General features: G+C 68.1%; 13 protein-coding genes. 11 read left to right on the top strand and 2 right to left on the bottom strand.

Annotated features, from left to right (window positions below; translation table 11 throughout):
• Window positions 1–439: 439 nt before the first annotated feature.
• Entirely contained in the window at window positions 440–2,980 is a 2,541-nt protein-coding gene (gene valS / locus DIZ26_RS25640; RefSeq protein ID WP_112245885.1) for a valine--tRNA ligase, read from the bottom strand.
• 82 nt (window positions 2,981–3,062) lie between these two features.
• On the opposite strand from valS, the gene DIZ26_RS25635 reads away from it, so the two are divergent.
• The 3 genes from DIZ26_RS25635 to ndk all read left to right on the top strand — a co-directional run bounded on the left by DIZ26_RS25635 (window position 3,063) and on the right by ndk (window position 5,255).
• Complete coding sequence (locus DIZ26_RS25635; RefSeq protein ID WP_112245883.1) at window positions 3,063–4,439, top strand: bifunctional folylpolyglutamate synthase/dihydrofolate synthase; 1,377 nt, start codon at window positions 3,063–3,065, stop codon at window positions 4,437–4,439.
• Complete coding sequence (locus DIZ26_RS25630; RefSeq protein WP_112245880.1) at window positions 4,436–4,771, top strand: DUF4233 domain-containing protein; 336 nt, start codon at window positions 4,436–4,438, stop codon at window positions 4,769–4,771. Before DIZ26_RS25635 ends, DIZ26_RS25630 begins: the two co-directional genes overlap by 4 nt.
• Before the next feature lie 73 nt (window positions 4,772–4,844).
• Window positions 4,845–5,255, top strand: coding sequence for a nucleoside-diphosphate kinase (gene ndk, locus DIZ26_RS25625; protein ID WP_112245878.1), 411 nt, complete (start codon window positions 4,845–4,847; stop codon window positions 5,253–5,255).
• Window positions 5,256–5,282: 27 nt separating this feature from the next.
• Here ndk and DIZ26_RS25620 read toward each other — a convergent pair whose 3' ends face one another.
• A complete protein-coding gene (locus tag DIZ26_RS25620; RefSeq protein ID WP_112245875.1) occupies window positions 5,283–8,048 on the bottom strand; it encodes an AfsR/SARP family transcriptional regulator in 2,766 nt (921 codons plus the stop codon).
• Between the two features lie 440 nt (window positions 8,049–8,488).
• Here DIZ26_RS25620 and DIZ26_RS25615 point away from each other — a divergent pair, with 440 nt between their 5' ends.
• From DIZ26_RS25615 to sigJ, 8 genes are all read left to right on the top strand, one after another.
• Window positions 8,489–9,514, top strand: a complete 1,026-nt coding sequence (locus DIZ26_RS25615) for a rod shape-determining protein (protein ID WP_112245873.1) — start codon at window positions 8,489–8,491, stop codon at window positions 9,512–9,514.
• A gap of 13 nt (window positions 9,515–9,527) precedes the next feature.
• Window positions 9,528–10,451, top strand: coding sequence for a rod shape-determining protein MreC (gene mreC, locus DIZ26_RS25610; protein ID WP_112245871.1), 924 nt, complete (start codon window positions 9,528–9,530; stop codon window positions 10,449–10,451).
• A 1-nt stretch (window position 10,452) separates the two neighbouring features.
• Window positions 10,453–10,986 carry a rod shape-determining protein MreD gene (gene mreD / locus DIZ26_RS25605; protein ID WP_112245868.1) on the top strand — a complete coding sequence of 178 codons (534 nt, stop codon included), beginning with the start codon at window positions 10,453–10,455 and terminating at the stop codon, window positions 10,984–10,986.
• Window positions 10,983–13,040 carry a penicillin-binding protein 2 gene (gene mrdA / locus DIZ26_RS25600; RefSeq protein ID WP_112245866.1) on the top strand — a complete coding sequence of 686 codons (2,058 nt, stop codon included), beginning with the start codon at window positions 10,983–10,985 and terminating at the stop codon, window positions 13,038–13,040. Before mreD ends, mrdA begins: the two co-directional genes overlap by 4 nt.
• Entirely contained in the window at window positions 13,037–14,206 is a 1,170-nt protein-coding gene (rodA, locus tag DIZ26_RS25595; RefSeq protein ID WP_112245864.1) for a rod shape-determining protein RodA, read from the top strand. Before mrdA ends, rodA begins: the two co-directional genes overlap by 4 nt.
• Before the next feature lie 287 nt (window positions 14,207–14,493).
• Entirely contained in the window at window positions 14,494–15,255 is a 762-nt protein-coding gene (locus tag DIZ26_RS25590) for a hypothetical protein (RefSeq protein WP_112245861.1), read from the top strand.
• 377 nt (window positions 15,256–15,632) lie between these two features.
• Window positions 15,633–16,064 carry a carboxymuconolactone decarboxylase family protein gene (locus DIZ26_RS25585; protein WP_112245859.1) on the top strand — a complete coding sequence of 144 codons (432 nt, stop codon included), beginning with the start codon at window positions 15,633–15,635 and terminating at the stop codon, window positions 16,062–16,064.
• Entirely contained in the window at window positions 16,025–16,894 is an 870-nt protein-coding gene (gene sigJ, locus DIZ26_RS25580) for an RNA polymerase sigma factor SigJ (RefSeq protein WP_198676285.1), read from the top strand. Before DIZ26_RS25585 ends, sigJ begins: the two co-directional genes overlap by 40 nt.
• Window positions 16,895–16,928: the final 34 nt, after the last annotated feature.

The raw sequence follows: 16,928 nt of genomic DNA, 5'->3' as shown, positions 1-16,928 counted from the left end.
GTTCTTCGGCAGGCTGGGGCTGGGCGGGCTTTTTGGGGGTGCTTTTGCGGGTGTCCGCAGCAGTGGTGGCCGACTTCGCCGTGGTGGTTTTTCGGGGGGTGCGTTTGCGGGGTGTGGCTGACTTCTTGGCGGGAGTCTTCTTGGCTGGAGCGACCTCGGGCGGGGTGTCGGACGCGGGGGTGCGGTCCGAATCGGCCGGGGTGTTCGGGTCGCTCATCAGGCATGCTCCTCGGGACAAGTCACGGTCTAGCCAGTGCCGTCCTGATGGTTTCACATCGGGACAACCGGCTCCGCAGCGTAGCCGTTCGGTTCACGCAAGTAGCCCCCGCCTCACGCAAGTAGCGCCCGCCTCCGAAGAAGCGGGCGCTACGAGGGTCACAGGTGGTAGAACTCACCGGTCGGTCGCCGGGGTGTCCCACACCGGTAGATCAGCAGGCTGTCAGAGGGCCGCGATGACTGAGATGGTGTCGGACTCGTCGGGGCTCCAGACGATCTCGCCGATGATGCGGCCGGCTGCGCGGAGGTCGACCTCGGCCTGTTCGGCCAGGGCGAGCCGGTCGGCGGGGCCGCTGACCTCGACCTTGGAGACCTCGGTCTTCATCGAGACCTGCGCGGTCGACTTGGCGCCGCGGATCCCGGCGAGAACCTCGGCCACCGCGTCCAGCACCGCCGGGTCGTGCGCAGTGGAAGCGACGTCGACGTCAGCGACAGGCCACGAGGTTAGGTGGATCGACCCGTCCTGCCACCACGACCAGACCTCTTCGGTCGCGAACGGCAAATACGGCGCGAGCAGCCGCAACTGGACCGACAGTGCAACCGCGAGCGCGGCCTTCGCCGAGGCAGCCCCGGCCTCACCGTGACCGCCGTACGCGCGCTCCTTGACGAGCTCGACGTAGTCGTCGCAGAAGGTCCAGAAGAACCGCTCCGTGACCTCCAGCGCACCCGTGTAGTCGTACCGGTCGAAGGCTGCCGTCGCGTCCTCGACGACTGTGCGCAGCTGCGCCAGCATCGCCAGGTCGACGGGCTCGGTGACAGCGGAGGCGTCGGCCGAGGTGGCTCCGAAGCTCAGGACGAACTTCGACGCGTTCAGGACCTTGATCGCCAGCCGCCGGCCGACCTTCATCTGCGACTCGTCGAACGGCGAGTCCAGCCCCGGCCGGGCCATCGCGGCCCGCCAGCGAACCGCGTCCGAGCCGAACTTGTGCAGGATGTCGTCCGGCAGCGCCGCATTGCCCTTGGACTTGCTGAACTTCTTCCGGTCCGGGTCGACGACGAAGCCGGAGATCATCGAGCGCTTCCACGGCAGCGTGCCGTTCTCGAACTGCGCGCGGACGATGCGGGAGAACAGCCAGGTGCGGATGATGTCGTGCGCGTGCGTGTTCAGGTCCATCGGGAAGGTCCGGGCGAACAGATCCGGATCGCGCTCCCAGCCGGTGACGATCTGCGGCGACAGGGACGACGTCGCCCAGGTGTCCATCACATCCGGGTCGGCCTGGAAGCCGCCCGGCTTGCCGCGCTGGGACTCGTCGTACCCGCTCGGGACGTCCGAGGTCGGGTCGATCGGGAGATCCTCCTCGCGGGGCAGCAGCGGGTGATCGTAGTCCGGCTCGCCGTCGGCGTCGATCGGATACCAGACCGGGAAGGGGACGCCGAAGAAGCGCTGGCGGGAGATCAGCCAGTCGCCGTTAAGGCCGTTGACCCAGTTCAGGTACCGGTGCCGCATGTGCTCCGGGACGAACTCCTCCCGCTCACCGAGCTCGATGAACTCGTTGCGGAGGTCCTCGCTGCGGCCGCCGTTGGTGATGTACCACTGCCGGGTGGAGACGATCTCGAGCGGCTTGTCGCCCTTCTCGAAGAAGTTCGCCTTCCGCTCGGTCTTCTTCGGCTCACCGTCCAGGTCGCCACTCTCGCGGAGTTTCTCGACGATCAGCTCACGGGCGCTGAAGATGGTCTTACCGGCCAGCTCCTCGTACAGAGCAGAGCCCGAGAGCCATTCCGGGGTGTCGCGCAGCAGACGGCCGTCGCGGCCGATGACCGTCCGGGTCGGCAGCTGCAGCTCGCGCCACCAGATGACGTCGGTGGGGTCACCGAAGGTGCAGACCATCGCGATGCCGGCGCCCTTGTCCGGCTCGGCCAGCCGGTGCGCGAGGACCGGAACCTCGACGTCGAACAGCGGCGTGCGGACCATCGTGCCGAACAGGGCCTGGTACCGCTCGTCGTCCGGGTGGGCGATCAGCGCGACGCAGGCCGGCAGCAGCTCCGGCCGGGTGGTCTCGATGTAGATCGGGTTGCCGGTGCCGTGGAAGGCGATCCGGTGGAACGCGCCCGGGTAGTCGCGGGGCTCCATCTCGGCCTGGGCGACCGCCGTCTGGAAGGTGACGTCCCACATCGTGGGGGCCTCGGCCAGGTACGCCTCGCCGCGGGCGTAGTTGCGCAGGAAGGCACGCTGCGACGTACGGCGGGAGTCGGCGGAGATGGTCGTGTAGAGGTACGACCAGTCGACGCTCAGGCCGACCTGGCGCCACATCCGCTCGAACGCCTGCTCGTCGATGTGCGTCAGCTCGCCGCACAGCTCGACGAAGTTCTGCCGCGAGACCGGGATCTGCTTCTTCGGGTCCGGCTTCTCCGGCGGCTCGAAGGACGCGTCGTACGGCAGGGTCGGGTCGCAGCGGACGCCGTAGTAGTTCTGGACGCGGCGCTCGGTCGGCAGGCCGTTGTCGTCCCAGCCGATCGGGTAGAAGACCTTCTTGCCCCGCATCCGCTGGAACCGCGCGATCAGGTCGGTGTGCGTGTAGCTGAAGATGTGCCCGACGTGCAGCTTCCCCGAGACCGTCGGCGGCGGGGTGTCGATCGAGTAGACCTCTTCGCGCGAAGCGGTCCGGTCGAAGGCGTAGGTCTGCTGCTCCTTCCATACCGCAGCCCACTTCTCCTCGAGGCCTTCGAGGGTGGGCTTGTCAGGAACACGGGACGCTTCGCTCATACGGCAATCCTAGTGGTTGTCAAGGGGTGCTAACGACCGGTTATCCACAGGCCGGGGCGGCCACCCTAGACTGGGCAGCCTGATGAGTGATCTCTCGTACGCCGAAGTGTCGGCCAAGCTCCAGGCCCGCTGGCCGGAGTCCAAGATCGACCCCACCCTGGACCGGGTCCGGCGGCTGGTCGAGCTGCTCGGCGACCCGCAGAAGACCTATCCGGTGGTGCACCTGACCGGCACCAACGGCAAGACGTCGACCGCGCGGATGGTGGACGCGCTGCTGCGCGAGGCCGGTCTGCGCACGGGCCGGTTCACCAGCCCGCACCTGGAGTCCGTCCGGGAGCGGATCACGCTGAACGGTGAACCGATCGAGGAGCAGCGCTTCGTCGAGGTGTACGCCGAGATCGAGCCGTACGTCGATGTCGTCGACTCCGAGAACGAGCACCCGCTGTCGTTCTTCGAGGTGATGACCGCGATGGCGTTCGCCGCGTTCGCGGACGCACCGGTCGACGTGGCGATCGTCGAGGTCGGCCTCGGCGGCACCTGGGACTCCACGAACGTTGCCGACGGCATCGTTTCGGTGATCACCCCGGTGGCGGTCGACCACGCGCACATCCTCGGCCCCGATCCGGTCACCATCGCCAAGGACAAGGCCGGCATCATCAAGCCCGGCGGTACGGCGGTGATCTCGCAGCAGAGCCTCGAGGTGCTCGAGGTGCTGCAGCGCCGGGCCGCCGAGGTGGGCGCGCAGGTCGCCCGCGAGGGACTCGAGTTCGGCGTCACCAGCAGGACGGTCGCGGTCGGCGGCCAGCTGATCTCGATCCAGGGGCTCGGCGGCACGTACGAGGAGATCTTCCTGCCATTGCACGGCGAGTACCAGGCGCACAACGCGGCCACTGCGCTCGCGGCGGTCGAGGCGCTGCTCGGTGCGACCGCGCAGACCGAGGGCCGGATCGACACCGAGCTGGTCCAGGCCGGCTTCGCCGAGGCGACCAGTCCGGGGCGGCTCGAGGTCGTGCGCACCAGCCCGACCGTCATCGTCGACGCCGCGCACAACCCGCACGGCGCCGAGGCGACCGCGGCCGCGGTGACCGAGGCGTTCGCGTTCAACCCGCTGATCGGCGTACTGGGCTGTATGAAGGACAAGGACGTCTACGCGATCCTCGAGGCGTACGAGCCGATCATGGAGACCGTCGTCTGTACCCGGAACTCGTTCGAGCGGTCGATGCCGGCCGAGGAACTGGGCGAGATCGCGGCCGAGGTGTTCGGCGAGGACCGGGTGCTGGTCCGGCCGAAGCTGATCGACGCGATCGACGACGCGATCCGGCTGGCCGAGGAGAACGCGATCGCGATGGGCACCGGTGGCGTACTGATCACCGGCAGCGTGATCACCGCAGGCGAGGCCCGGACGCTGCTGGTCCGCAAGCAGAAGGGCGCGCCGAACCCGTACGAGGTCGAGCGATGAGGTCGCTCGCCTCGATCGTGCTCGGCTTCGAGGCGCTCGTGCTGGCCCTCGTCACGCCGGTGATGATCTCGGTCGCCGATGTGAAACCCAGTACTGCGCTCCCGGTGTGCCTCGGTCTCGCAGTGCTGGCCGTGGTCGCGGCCGGGCTGTTGCGCAACCAGGTCGGCTACATCCTCGGCTGGGTGATCCAGGTCGCCGCGGTCGGCCTCGGCTTCGTCGTACCGGTGATGTTCCTGCTGGGCCTCGCGTTCGCCGCGTTCTGGGTGATGGCGTACGTGCTCGGCAAGCGCATCGACGAAGCGAAGAAGGCACAGCAGGCCCAGGCCGGTTAGGCTCGGCCGCCGCAATATCGGCAAAGAACTGCCGCCCAAGTCGCAGTACCCCGAAGATGGAAAGAGTGGAGACATGTCGCAGCGCACCCTGGTCCTGCTGAAGCCCGACACGGTACGCCGTGGCCTGGTCGGCGAGATCCTCGGCCGGTTCGAGGCGAAGGGCCTGAGCATCGTCGCGATGGACCTGCGCACGATCGACGGCGAGCTGGCCGACCAGCACTACGCCGAGCACGTCGAGCGCGACTTCTACCCGCCGCTGCGCGAGTTCGTCACCAGTGGCCCGCTGGTGGCGCTGGTACTCGAGGGCGACGAGGCGGTCGAGGTGGTCCGTGGCCTGAACGGCGCGACCGACGGCCGGAAGGCAGCCCCCGGCACGATTCGCGGCGACCTGTCGCTGTCCAACCGCGAGAACCTCGTGCACGGCTCGGACTCGCCCGAGTCGGCCTCCCGCGAGATCAAGATCTGGTTCCCCGACCTGCCGTAGTACAGGGGAGGTACTGCGCTCGGTCGGTCAGGAATCGATCGAGCGCAGTTTGCTGTCCACTACCTCGGCAGTGGGGTGGTTGAGCTCGGTCAGCAGGTCCAGCGCCTGCTCCCACCAGCCGCCGGCCGATTCGAGGTCGCCCAGCTCGTGCTCGATGTCCCCGAGGTTCTGGAGCATCAGAGCTTGGTAGTAGAGGTCATTGAGCTCCTGGTAGAGCTCCAGTGCCTTTCGATAGCACTGTGCGGCCACTGGGAGGTTCCCAAGTCCACGGTGGGCGTAGCCCAGGTGGTCCCAGGTGGCTGCTTCACCGAGCTTGTGGTCGACCTCCTGGTAGAGCCGCTGTGCCTGCGTGCAGTACTCGACCGCCTGGTCGTACTCAGCGAACGTTGAAGCGTGCAGCCACCCGAGTGAGTTCAGCGCGAGTGCCTGTCCGGTCCGATGCCCGCTGGCCTTGAACAGCTCGGACGCGATCACGTCGTGGTCGTACGACTCCTTCAGCCGCTCCTGCTGCGCCAGCACGAACGCCACCACCCGCTGGCACCACGCCTCGGCCACTCGATCGCCAGACCGTACTGCGAGGTCCAACGCGGCCTCCGATTCGGCCAGGGCTTCGTCCAGACGCCCCTGCCTCGCCAGAGCGTGCGCCCGGTAGCGGTGTGCCATCACCTGGCCTGGGAGGTCCCCGGACCGTCGGGACGCCTCGATGGCCGTGCGCATGACGTCGACCCAGGTGTTCCACAGCCCACGCCGTTCCAGGAAGCCTGTGATCGTCCGGGCGAGGTGGGTCGCGTGGCCGTCGAACCCCTGCCGTGCAGCGTGCTCGATCAGCACGACCAGGTTGGGGTGCTCGGCTTCGAACCAGTCGAAAGCCTCCTGATAGCCGCCGAAGCTCAGCACGTACGGCGAACCGGACGCGGCAGGCAGTACGTCGGGGTCGCGGTGCGGGCGTAGCCACTGGTCGCCGGCGTCCGCAGTACGCAGGTAGTGGTCGAGTAGTCGCCACAAGGCCTGCCGGCACTCCTGCTCCTTGTCGACGGAGCCGGCCAGCTCAGCGGCGTACACGCGGAGGAGGTCGTGGGAGGTGTACTGCTCCGGAGCCACCTGGCTCATCAGGTGAGCTCGCTCCAGCTCGTCAAGCGCGACACGGACCCGCTCCGGCGTAGTACCGGCGAGGGCTGCTGCTGCGGCGACGGAGAGGTAGGGGCCGGGGTGCAGGCCGGACAGCCTGAAGACGCGGGCGGCGCTGCCGGTGGCCAACTGGTACGACCACGAGAACACCGCACGCAGGTCTGTCATCTGATCCTCACCGGTGAAGGCGTCCAGGCCTTGTTTGGTACGTCGTAGGTCCAACGCAACAGTTTCGAGCGGCCAGGCCGGGTGAGCCGCAGCGTGCGCCGCGACCAGCGACAGAGCGAGCGGCAGCCGTGCGGAGAGCGCTATGAGCGACTCGGCGGCCGCGGGCTCGGCTGCGACGCGTGCAGCACCGAGCGCACCCACCAGGAGCGAGTGCGCTTGCTCCCAGTCCATCAGGTCCAGGGACACCGGCCGCGCACCTTCGCTGGCCAGCAAGCCGGGCAGGCGGTTCCTGCTGGTCACCAGTACGCGACAGCCTCGCCCGCCAGGCAACAACGGCCGCACCTGCTCTGCCGAACGGGCGTTGTCGAGAACGATCAACAGCCGTCGGTCCGCTAGGAGCGTTCGGTAGAGCGCTGCCTGAGCTGCCGCCCCGAACGGAATGCGACTGGGCGCAGTCTGCAGAGCATCAAGAAACCCCCGTACTGCGTCCTCCGGCGACACCAGGTCGCCTGACGGGTCGAAGCCACGCAGGTTCACATACAGCTGCCCATCGGGGAACTCCGCGGCCACCCGCTCACCCCACGCGACCGCCAACGCGGTCTTGCCGACTCCTGCGGTCCCGGAGATCACAGCGATCGAGGCAGTCGGCCCGATCGAGCCCAGCAGCGCCTGATCCAGCTCTGCAAGCTCCCTGGTCCGTCCCACAAAGCTGCGCCCGACAGAAGGCAGCTGATGGGGCACAACGTCGCGAGAGGTCCGTACTGCGGCCGCTCGCGCATCTGTAGCGAGTACGGCCTGGTGGAGTCGTCGCAGGGCCGGTCCGGGATCCAGACCGAGTTCGTCCGCGAGTCTGCGGGAAGCGTCGCTGTAGGTGGCCAGCGCGTCGGCGGGGCGCTCGGCTCGGATCTGTGCCTCCATCAGGAGCGCCCAGAGCGGCTCGCGCAGAGGGTGACGCTTGGTGAGACCGCTCAGCTCGGACATCACCTGAGCGTGTTCGCCCAGCTCTAGCCGCGCTCCCAGCAGCAGTTCTATGGCGTGCAGGCGTTCCTCTGCCAGCACAGGCACGGCTTCCCGGATCAGGGCGCCGGCAGCGAGCCCAGTGAGGGGCTCTCCGCGCCAGAGGTTCAGCGCGTCCGACAGCAGGCGGGTCCGCTCGTGTGGGTCGCTCGTCGCCGCGGACGCCGAGACCAAGGCGCGGAACCGGGTCAGGTCGATCTGCTCGGGTTCCACGCTGATCAGGTAGCCGGCCGACTCGGTGCTGATGATCGGCGTACCGAGCGTCGTCCGTAGCCGGGAGATGTAGGTCTGGAGGGCTGACCGCGGACGGGCGGGCAGGTCGTCCTCCCACAGGGTGTCGACCAGCGCCTGGGCCCCCACCACGCGGTTTGGCTGCAGCAGGAGAGCGGCCAGCAGCACTCGCAGCCTGTTCGCGGCCAGCTCGATCCGACGGCCGGAGTCGTCGAGGACCTCCACCGGACCCAGCAGCCGAAACTCCATGGGCCATTGTCACCGGGAAAGGGCAACCGCGCCTCGGATCCGCGCGAAAGGCCCGTGGACCGCCCCTGGACCGCCCCTGGACCGGCCCAGGAAGTCCTCGGGGCGCCTCCGGTCGCCGTGAAAGCGGCGCGAAAGCGTGGTGAAGGGACGCCGGGTCAAGCTTGCCGACGCGGGGCGAGTGACCAGGTCGGCGTACCGGACCGGCCTCCGCCACACAGTGGGAGGAACAGTGCTCGCCCGTCAGGGGAGGGGCGAGCTCTGGGGGCGAGTGGTGCCGCTGCACGGGCAGCAGCGGTACCACTCGATACTTCTCACCCGGGCGTCGCCTGCAGTGAGACGCCCGATACGATCAGTGCCGGGCGGACGGGGACGTGTCGGTCCCTCGGTGGCGCCGGCTGCGCGCTTAGCCTGAGATCTACGAGCAGCAGGAGGCGCCTGCGATGGCGAACAGCATGCTCGGCCGCGACATGGCGGTCGACCTCGGCACGGCAAACACCCTCGTCTACGTCCGGGGGCGCGGCGTCGTACTCAACGAGCCCTCGGTGGTCGCCACCCGGACCGACGAACCGCGCGAGGCGGTCGCGTTCGGGCACGAGGCGAAGAAGATGATCGGCCGTACGCCGGGCAACATCACCGCGATCCGGCCGCTCAAGGACGGCGTGATCGCCGACTTCGACGCCGCCGAGCAGATGCTGCGCTACTTCATCCAGCGGGTGCACCGGCGCCGGTACTTCGCCAAGCCGCGGATCGTGGTCTGCGTTCCGTCCGGGATCACGGCCGTCGAGCAGCGCGCGGTCCGCGACGCCGGCTACATGGCCGGGGCCCGCAAGGTCTACATCATCGAGGAGCCGATGGCCGCGGCGCTCGGGTCCAACCTCGAGGTCCGCGACGCCACCGGCAACATGGTGGTCGACATCGGCGGTGGTACGACGGAGGTCGCGGTGATCTCGTTCGGCGGGATCGTCACGTCGCAGTCCATCCGGGTGGCCGGTGACGCGATCGACAAGGCCGTCGTGAACTACTGCAAGAAGGAGTACTCGCTGATGCTCGGCGAGGCCACCTCCGAGCAGATCAAGATGACCATCGGCTCGGCGTACCCGTCGTCGGACGGTCCGGACTCCGAGATCCGCGGCCGCGACATGGTCTCCGGGCTGCCTCGGACCGTGAAGGTGTCGTCGGCAGCGATCCGGCAGGCGATCGAGGAGCCGATCACCGCGATCGTCGACGCGGTCAAGGCGACGCTGGACAAGACTCCGCCGGAGCTGGCCGGCGACATCGTCGACCGGGGCATCGTGCTGACCGGTGGCGGCGCGCTGCTGAAGGGGATGGACGAGCGGCTCCGGCACGAGACCGGTATCCCGATCCACGTCGCCGACAACCCGCTGGACGCCGTCGTACTGGGTGCCGGCAAGTGCGTCGACAACATCGAGACGCTGAACCGCATCCTCGTCACCGACCGCCGCTGAACCGGTACTGCGCATGCTCAAAGACCTCGGTACTCCCGCCAAGGGCCTGGTCAGGTCGGCCGGCCTGCCGCGGGAGATCCGCCGCCGCCGGGCGATCCTGACGCTGGTCATCCTGGCCTCGTTCACGCTGATCGTGCTCGACGCACGCCGCTCGGCCGGTTCGCCGGTCGAGCCGCTGCGGCATGCGGCGGCCGCCGTCTTCGGTCCGCTGGAGTCGGCCGGTACGTCGGCCCGGCAGCCTGTGGACAACCTGCGGGACCGGTTCGCCGAAGTGGATAGATTGAAAGCTGAGAACGAAAAACTCCAAGCGGACAACGAGAAACTGACCACCGAGCTGCGATCCACCGACTACGCCCGGAACCGGGCCGCGGAGCTGGACCGGCTGCTCAAGGTTGCGCCGACCTACACGATCACGCCGGCCCGGGTGATCGGGATCGGGGGAGCGCAGAGCTTCAACCACACAGTGACCATCGACGCCGGAACAGCGGACGGGGTGAGACCGGACATGACAGTACTGAACGGGGACGGCCTCGTCGGCCGCGTGGTCCGTACGACGCAGGGCACGGCGACCGTGCTGCTGATCGGCGATCGCGAGTCGACCGTCGGCGGTCGGCTGAACTCCACGATGGCGCTCGGGTTCGTCTCCGGCCGGGGCGACGTCGCCGGTTCGCTCGACTACAAGCTGGTCGACCTGCGGGCCCGGCCCAAGGTCGGCGACCGGATCGTCACCTGGGGTTCGAGCGGCAACGCGCCGTACGTGCCCGGCGTCCCGATCGGCGAGATCACCACCGTCACGCCGAACCAGGGCACCCTCGGCTCGACCGCAGTAGTGAAGCCCTTCGTCGACCCGACTCGTATCGACCTGGTCGGGGTGGTGACCGGCCCGCCGGCCCGGCCGCCGCGTGGCATTGTGCCGCCCGAGAAGGGCGGCGGCTGACATGACGTCGCTCCGGATTGCGGTCGCGGCGGTCTTCCTGCTGATCGCCGTCACCGTGCAGACCTCGGTGCTGCCGCAGTTGGCAGTCGCCGGCGTCACCTGTGACCTGGTGATGATCGTGGTCGTCGCGCTCGGCCTGGCGCGCGGTTCTGAGTGGGGCGCGATCGCCGGGTTCGCGGGCGGTCTGCTGCTTGATATCGCACCACCTGCTGACCACACCGCCGGTCGCTGGGCGCTTGCGCTGGCTCTGGCGGGCTATATCGCGGGCATGATCCGGCGCGAGGCCTCGGCCGGACCGGTGGGCCCCCTGGGCGTCGCGCTGACCGTCGTCCTGGCTGCAGCTGTGTCTCTCGTCGTGTACTGCGCGACCGGCTCGCTGCTGCACGATCCTTCGGTCGACTGGGGCGAGTTCGGCGTCCGGCTCGGCATCTCCGCCGGGTACGACGTGGTCGGCGCGATCGTGGTGATTCCGCTGGTGCTGTGGGTGATGCGCCGGTTCGTCCCGGTCCGCGAGCGGCGTCGGGTGCTGCCGTGAGTTTCGACAGCTTCAACCCGGCTCCGCTGAAGCCACGACTGCGCCTCTTCGTGATCGGCGTGCTGGTCTTCTCGCTGCTCAGCACGCTGCTGGCCAGGCTCGTGTACATGCAGGTGCTCTCGTCGGACGACTACTCCCAGGCCGCCACTGAGAACCACACCCGTGAGGTGCTCATCCCGGCGCCGCGCGGAACGATCGTCGACGCGGCCGGCCGGACGCTGGTCGGCAACAGGGTGTCCCTGGTGATCACGGTCGACCGCTCGGTGCTGGCCAAGCTGCCCGACGACCAGCAGCAGGCGATGCTGATCCGGCTCGCCAAGGTGCTCGGCCAGAAACCGGCCGATCTCAAGGCCCGCACGATGCTCTGCGGGGAGCCCGGCGCCTCGAAGCCGCCGGCCTGCTGGAACGGTACGCCGTACCAGCCGATCCCGGTCGCGAAGGACGTCAGCGAGCAGGTCGCGATCGAGGTGATGGAGCGCCGCGAGGACTTCCCCGGCGTGGCCGCCGACTCGACCGCACTGCGCGCCTACCCGGCGCCGTACGGCGTGAATGCCGCGCACATGCTCGGGTATCTCTCGCCCATCACCACGACCGAGCTGGACGCGCTCGACAAGGCAGGTCAGGACTCGGTCGGGCACCGATCGGACCTGGTCGGCCGGGCCGGGCTCGAGCGCACGTACGACGCGATGCTGCGCGGATCTCCCGGTGTCAAGAACGTCATCGTCGACGCCGTCGGCTACACCACCGGCGTGCAGAGTCAGACCGCACCGGTGCCGGGATCGACGCTGGTGACGAGCATCGACGCCCGGGTCCAGGCATCGGTCGAGAAGGAGCTCCGTGGCGCGATCATGACCGCGCGGAAGCAGTTCGATCCGGTGACCAAGCGGAAGTACGTGGCCGATTCGGGCGCGGCCGTGGTGATGGACACCAAGACCGGCCAGATCGTCGCGATGGCCAGCTACCCGACGTACGACCCGGGTGTCTGGGTCGGCGGCATCTCCCAACGCGAGCTGGACGCCCTCTACTCACCAGGCTCCGGTACGCCGCTGCTGTCGCGGGCGCTGCAGGGACAGCTCGCGCCCGGTTCGACCTTCAAGCCGATCACCACCGCGGCCGCCATGGCCAACGGCTACAGCACCAAGACCAAACTGGACTGCTCGTCGAACTTCGTCGTCGGCAACCGCAAGTTCAAGAACTACGAATCCGCCTCCTACGGGATGATCGGCTTCGACCAGGCGCTGGCGATCTCCTGCGACACGTTCTTCTACCGGATCGCCTACGACCTGTGGCTCAAGGAGGGCGGCCAGTCCGGCAACATCGACGCCCGCGATCCGATCGTCGAGATGGCGAAGAAGTTCGGCCTCGGCCGGCCGACCGGGATCGACCTGCCCGGCGAGGTCTCCGGCCGGATCGCGGACCGGACGTGGAAGAAGGAGTACTACGACGCGCAGAAGGACTACTACTGCAAGCTGGCCGACAACCCGCCGGCCGGGACGTCGAGCTTCCTGAAGCAGTTCTCCCGGGAGTTCTGTGTGGACGGATACCGCTACCGGGCCGGCGACGCGGTCAACTTCGCGATCGGCCAGGGCGACACCACACTCACACCGTTGCAGTTGGCAACGGCCTATTCGGCCCTGTCGAACGGCGGCATCCTGTGGGAGCCACGGGTGGCGAAGAAGGTCATCGGCCCGAACGGCAAGGCGAAGGTCATCCCGTCCAAGATCGCCGCCCGGCTCCCGGTGCCGGCCGCCACGCTCCACTACATCGACAAGGCGTTGAAGGAGACTGCGCGGACCGGAACGGCGGCCTGGAAGTTCGTCGGCTTCCCACTGGACCAGGTGCCCGTTCGTGCCAAGACCGGAACGGCCGAGGTCTACGGCAAGCAGACGACATCCTGGCTGGCCAGCTACACCGACCGCTATGCCGTCGTCATGATGCTCAGCCAGGCCGGCACCGGCTCAGGCGCCGGCGGAACCGCAGTACGCCACATCTACGAAACTCTCTACAACATCAAGCCCGCCGCGCCACCGGCGAAGAAGGCCGGGCAGCGATGAGTTTGTTGACGATGTCGCGGGGTGTGCGGCCGCGGGTGGATCGGCGGTCGGCGTTGTGGCAGGCCGACTGGGTGCTGGTCATCGGCGTGCTCGCGCTGGCGGCGATCGGCAGCCTGCTGATCTGGTCCGCGACCTACCATCGCAACTCGCTCAACGGCGGCAACCACCACGAGTTCCTGGTCCGGCACGCGCTCAACTTCGCCATCGGCCTGGTGCTCGCCGTCGGCGCCGCGCTGACAGACCACCGCCGGGTCCGCATCCTGGCACCGGTCCTGTACGCCGGGTCCGTGGTCGGCCTGATTCTCGTGCTGGTGCCTGGCGTCGGCGCGGTGATCAACGGATCCCGGTCGTGGATCCAGTTGCCGTGGATGTCGGTGCAGCCGAGCGAGTTCGCGAAGCTTGCCGTGATCGTCGGGATGGCTCTGCTGATCGCCGAGAAGGGCGAGACCAACCATCGCGAGAACGCTCGCACGATCGACATCCTCCAGGCGATCGCGGTGGCGGCGGTGCCGGTCATGCTGGTGATGCTGCAACCCGACCTCGGCACGGTGATGGTGCTCGGCTCGATCGTGTTCGGGATCATCGCCGTCTCCGGTGTTCCGAAGCGATGGATGCTCGGCATCGTCACCGCGGCGACGGTGGTTGCTGTGCTCGCGATCCAGTTCAACGTGCTGAAGAAATACCAGCTGGCGCGGTTCGCCGCGTTCGCCGATCCGTCGCAGGATCCGCAAGGCATCGGCTACAACGTCGCGCAGGCACGGATCGCGATCGGCAACGGCGGTGTCTTCGGTCAGGGCCTGTTCCACGGCTCGCAGACACAGAACGCGTTCGTGCCCGAGCAACACACCGACTTCGTCTTCACCGTCGCCGGAGAAGAGCTCGGACTGATCGGCGCCGGCGCGATCATCATTTTGTTCGCGTTAATCCTCTGGCGCGGCCTGCGGATCGCCGTCAACGCCCGCGACGCCTTCGGCCGGCTGATCGCCACCGGCATCGTCTGCTGGTTCGCCTTCCAGGCCTTCGAGAACATCGGCATGACCCTCGGCATCATGCCCGTCACCGGCCTCCCGCTCCCGTTCGTCTCCTACGGCGGCTCCTCAATGTTCGCCGGCCTCCTGGCCGTCGGCCTCCTCCAAAACATCCACCTCCGGACCCACGAGGTCTAACCCCCAGCCACGCGCGGTGTTTCTACTCAACAGCTAGCTGGGCAGCAAGGACTGGTCGGTGGCGCAGGTCACGCCCCCACTCCGCCTTGTCGCTCGCCCAGGCCCATATCGGAGACGCCCCACGCGGCGATGGCACGCGGGGCTGCGCTGGGTGCCTCCGTGGTCGGGTTCTGTGTGAGGTGACGTTTGGGGATCGATGGATCGACCAGCGGTGCGGCTGACAGGGGGCCGTCGGGGGTGGTTGTAGGCTGCAGCGGTTGTGTTGGGGGATCGGGCCTGGAGGGACCATGTCGAAAATCGTTTCGTTGTCGCTTGCTGCGGTGATGACTCTCTCGCTCGTCTCCTGTGGGGGCGACAAGAAGAGTGGTACGCCGGCGCCTTCGGTAACCCCCTCGGTGTCGACTTCCAGTACGCCGGTTGTCTCGAGTACGCCGACCGTCGCTCCCTCGACCAGCGACCAGCCGGTGCAGCGGACCAAAGCTCAGTTGACGAGGGCGCTGCTGGTGCTCGCGGATCTGCCCAGCGGCTTGTCGGTCGTGCCGGAAGATCCGTCGGATGCTGGGGTCAAGCCGTTCTCGTCCAAGGACGCCAAGTGCAAGACGCTTGTGCAGTACCTGAACGCTGACTCCGCGCCTGGTTCGACGGTGAGTGTCTCCCGCTCGTTCTCGGCCGGGCAGGAAGGGCCGGACATCGACTACGGTCTGGACGCGATGGGTGAGGCGAAGAAGGTGGCCGCGCTGCAGTCGGCGTACAGGGCTGCGGTGAATTCCTGCCGGAAGGTCACGCTCAAGGTTCCCGGTCAGGGCACGTCGTCGATGGGGGTGGAGGAGATCTCCGCGCCTAAGCTCGGCGAGCGCCCGTTCGCGTTCCGGATGACAGGTCTCAGCGGACCGCAGGAGGGGAGTGAGGCCACGGCGGCCCTCGCCGGGGTGAATGACGTGATCCTCTCCGTCTTCATCTATGCGGGTCAGCCCGGTGAGCTCGACGGCGCCATGAAACTCGCCGTCGACAAGGCCAAGAAGGTCCTCGGCACCAAGAGCGGCACCTGACCGACCCCAGGACACTGGCAGAGAACCGCGGAAGCACCGGCAGCCCGGACCGCGGAAGCGGTGGCAGCGCGGACTCGCGGAAACGCGGGCTCGCGGAAGCGCGGCCTCGCGTTAGCGGCGGCAGCGCGGAAACGCGGCAGCGCGGGCTCGCGGGAACGGTGGAAGCGCGGACTCGCGGGAACGGCGGCAGCGCGGACTCGCGGGAACGGCGACAGCGCGGACTCGCGGAAGCGGTGGCAGCGGGGACGGATCGGCGGCGCCGACGGGCGTACCAGTGGCGAGCAGCCCCGCAGAATGGTGCCGATGGGCATGCCGAACGTGAGCGGGGTCACATCTCCGGGTGTCACGCCGGCGAGTGCGTGGGCCGTCGTGTTGGCATGACTAAGAGGATTTCGTGGGCCGAGTTGGTGCCGGATGGGTATCAGGCCGTGCTGGGGCTGGAGAAGTACACGTCGGCGAAGGTCGATCCGACCGTACTGAAATTGGTGAAGATCCGGGCGTCCATGACGAACGGCTGCGCCTACTGCATCGACATGCACACCGAGCAGGCGCTCAAGCGGGGTGAGACCGCGCGCCGGCTCACAGGCCTCGCTGCCTGGTACGAGTCGACGTTCTACGACGAGCGGGAGCGGGCCGCACTCGCGCTGACCGATGCGGTGACCACCCTGGGCGAGCACGGCGTACCGGATGATGTCTGGGACGACGCGGTGAAGCACTGGGGCGAGGAGGGGACGGCCGACTTGCTCCTCGCGATTGCGACCATCAACGTGTGGAACAGGATGATGGTCGCGTGCCGGGTACCGGCCTGAGCGTCGACGAGTTCGTTCAGCACCGGCAGTTCCTGGCGGGACTGGCGTACCGGATGCTGGGGAGCTGGCACGACGCGGAGGACGTGCTGCAGGAGGCATATGTCCGTTGGTCCGGCGTCGACCACGACAGCGTGGCCGAGCCGCGTCGCTACCTCACCAGGGTGGTGACGCGGCTCGCTGTCGACTCACTGCGCGCTCGACAGGCTCGCCGCGAGAGCTACGCCGGTGACTGGCTCCCCGAGCCGGCGCTGTCGGATCCACACAGTGCAGTCGAGTCAGACCTCTCCATGGCGATGCTTCACCTGATGGAACAGCTCACCCCGCCGCAGCGCGCTGTCTACGTACTACGAACGGCCTTCGTCCTCCCGTACGACGAGATCGCCGGCATCCTGGGCAGAACCGCAGAGGACTGCAGGCAGCTCCACAAACGGGCTGCGGCTGCCCTGGAGAAGGGCCGGTCGCGCTTTGAGCCGACCAGAGCCGAGCAGCAGCGATTGCTCGAAGACTTCGTTGCTGCTGCCCGCGAAGGTGATTTGCCCAGACTGCAAGCGATGCTGCGCGACGACGTCACCGCCTGGAGCGACGGTGGCGGCAAGGCACCGACGGCTCGCAAGCCGATCCACGGCAGCGAAAAGGTGGCGCACTACTTCACCCACGTGTACTCCCGGCGCACCCGGTTCATCCAAAAGCCGGTCGACCTGATCACCGGCCCGGCCATCTACCTGCAACTCGACCGCACGCGCCACCTCCTGACCCTGCAGATCGAGGCCGGCCAGGTGACCGGCGTACGAGTCGTGGCAAACCCAGACAAGCTGTCAGCGCTCGGCTAGTCGCAAAGCTGTCGGCGCTGGGGTCGTGGCGAGT

It is taken from the genome of Kribbella monticola, assembly GCF_003261635.1.
Lineage (GTDB): Bacteria > Actinomycetota > Actinomycetes > Propionibacteriales > Kribbellaceae > Kribbella > Kribbella monticola.
Note: the sequence above shows the minus strand (reverse complement) of the source record. Positions and strands in the feature narration are given on the sequence as shown.

What these genes read in the sequence shown, in the direction of transcription:
- DIZ26_RS25635 (WP_112245883.1), top strand. Translation starts at nt 3,063, where the DNA reads ATGAGTGATCTCTCGTACGCCGAAGTGTCGGCCAAGCTCCAGGCCCGC.
- DIZ26_RS25615 (WP_112245873.1), top strand. Translation starts at nt 8,489, where the DNA reads ATGGCGAACAGCATGCTCGGCCGCGACATGGCGGTCGACCTCGGCACG.
- DIZ26_RS25590 (WP_112245861.1), top strand. Translation starts at nt 14,494, where the DNA reads ATGTCGAAAATCGTTTCGTTGTCGCTTGCTGCGGTGATGACTCTCTCG.
- mreD (WP_112245868.1), top strand. Translation starts at nt 10,453, where the DNA reads ATGACGTCGCTCCGGATTGCGGTCGCGGCGGTCTTCCTGCTGATCGCC.
- rodA (WP_112245864.1), top strand. Translation starts at nt 13,037, where the DNA reads ATGAGTTTGTTGACGATGTCGCGGGGTGTGCGGCCGCGGGTGGATCGG.
- DIZ26_RS25620 (WP_112245875.1), bottom strand. Translation starts at nt 8,048, where the DNA reads ATGGAGTTTCGGCTGCTGGGTCCGGTGGAGGTCCTCGACGACTCCGGC.
- ndk (WP_112245878.1), top strand. Translation starts at nt 4,845, where the DNA reads ATGTCGCAGCGCACCCTGGTCCTGCTGAAGCCCGACACGGTACGCCGT.
- DIZ26_RS25585 (WP_112245859.1), top strand. Translation starts at nt 15,633, where the DNA reads ATGACTAAGAGGATTTCGTGGGCCGAGTTGGTGCCGGATGGGTATCAG.
- DIZ26_RS25630 (WP_112245880.1), top strand. Translation starts at nt 4,436, where the DNA reads ATGAGGTCGCTCGCCTCGATCGTGCTCGGCTTCGAGGCGCTCGTGCTG.
- valS (WP_112245885.1), bottom strand. Translation starts at nt 2,980, where the DNA reads ATGAGCGAAGCGTCCCGTGTTCCTGACAAGCCCACCCTCGAAGGCCTC.
- mreC (WP_112245871.1), top strand. Translation starts at nt 9,528, where the DNA reads ATGCTCAAAGACCTCGGTACTCCCGCCAAGGGCCTGGTCAGGTCGGCC.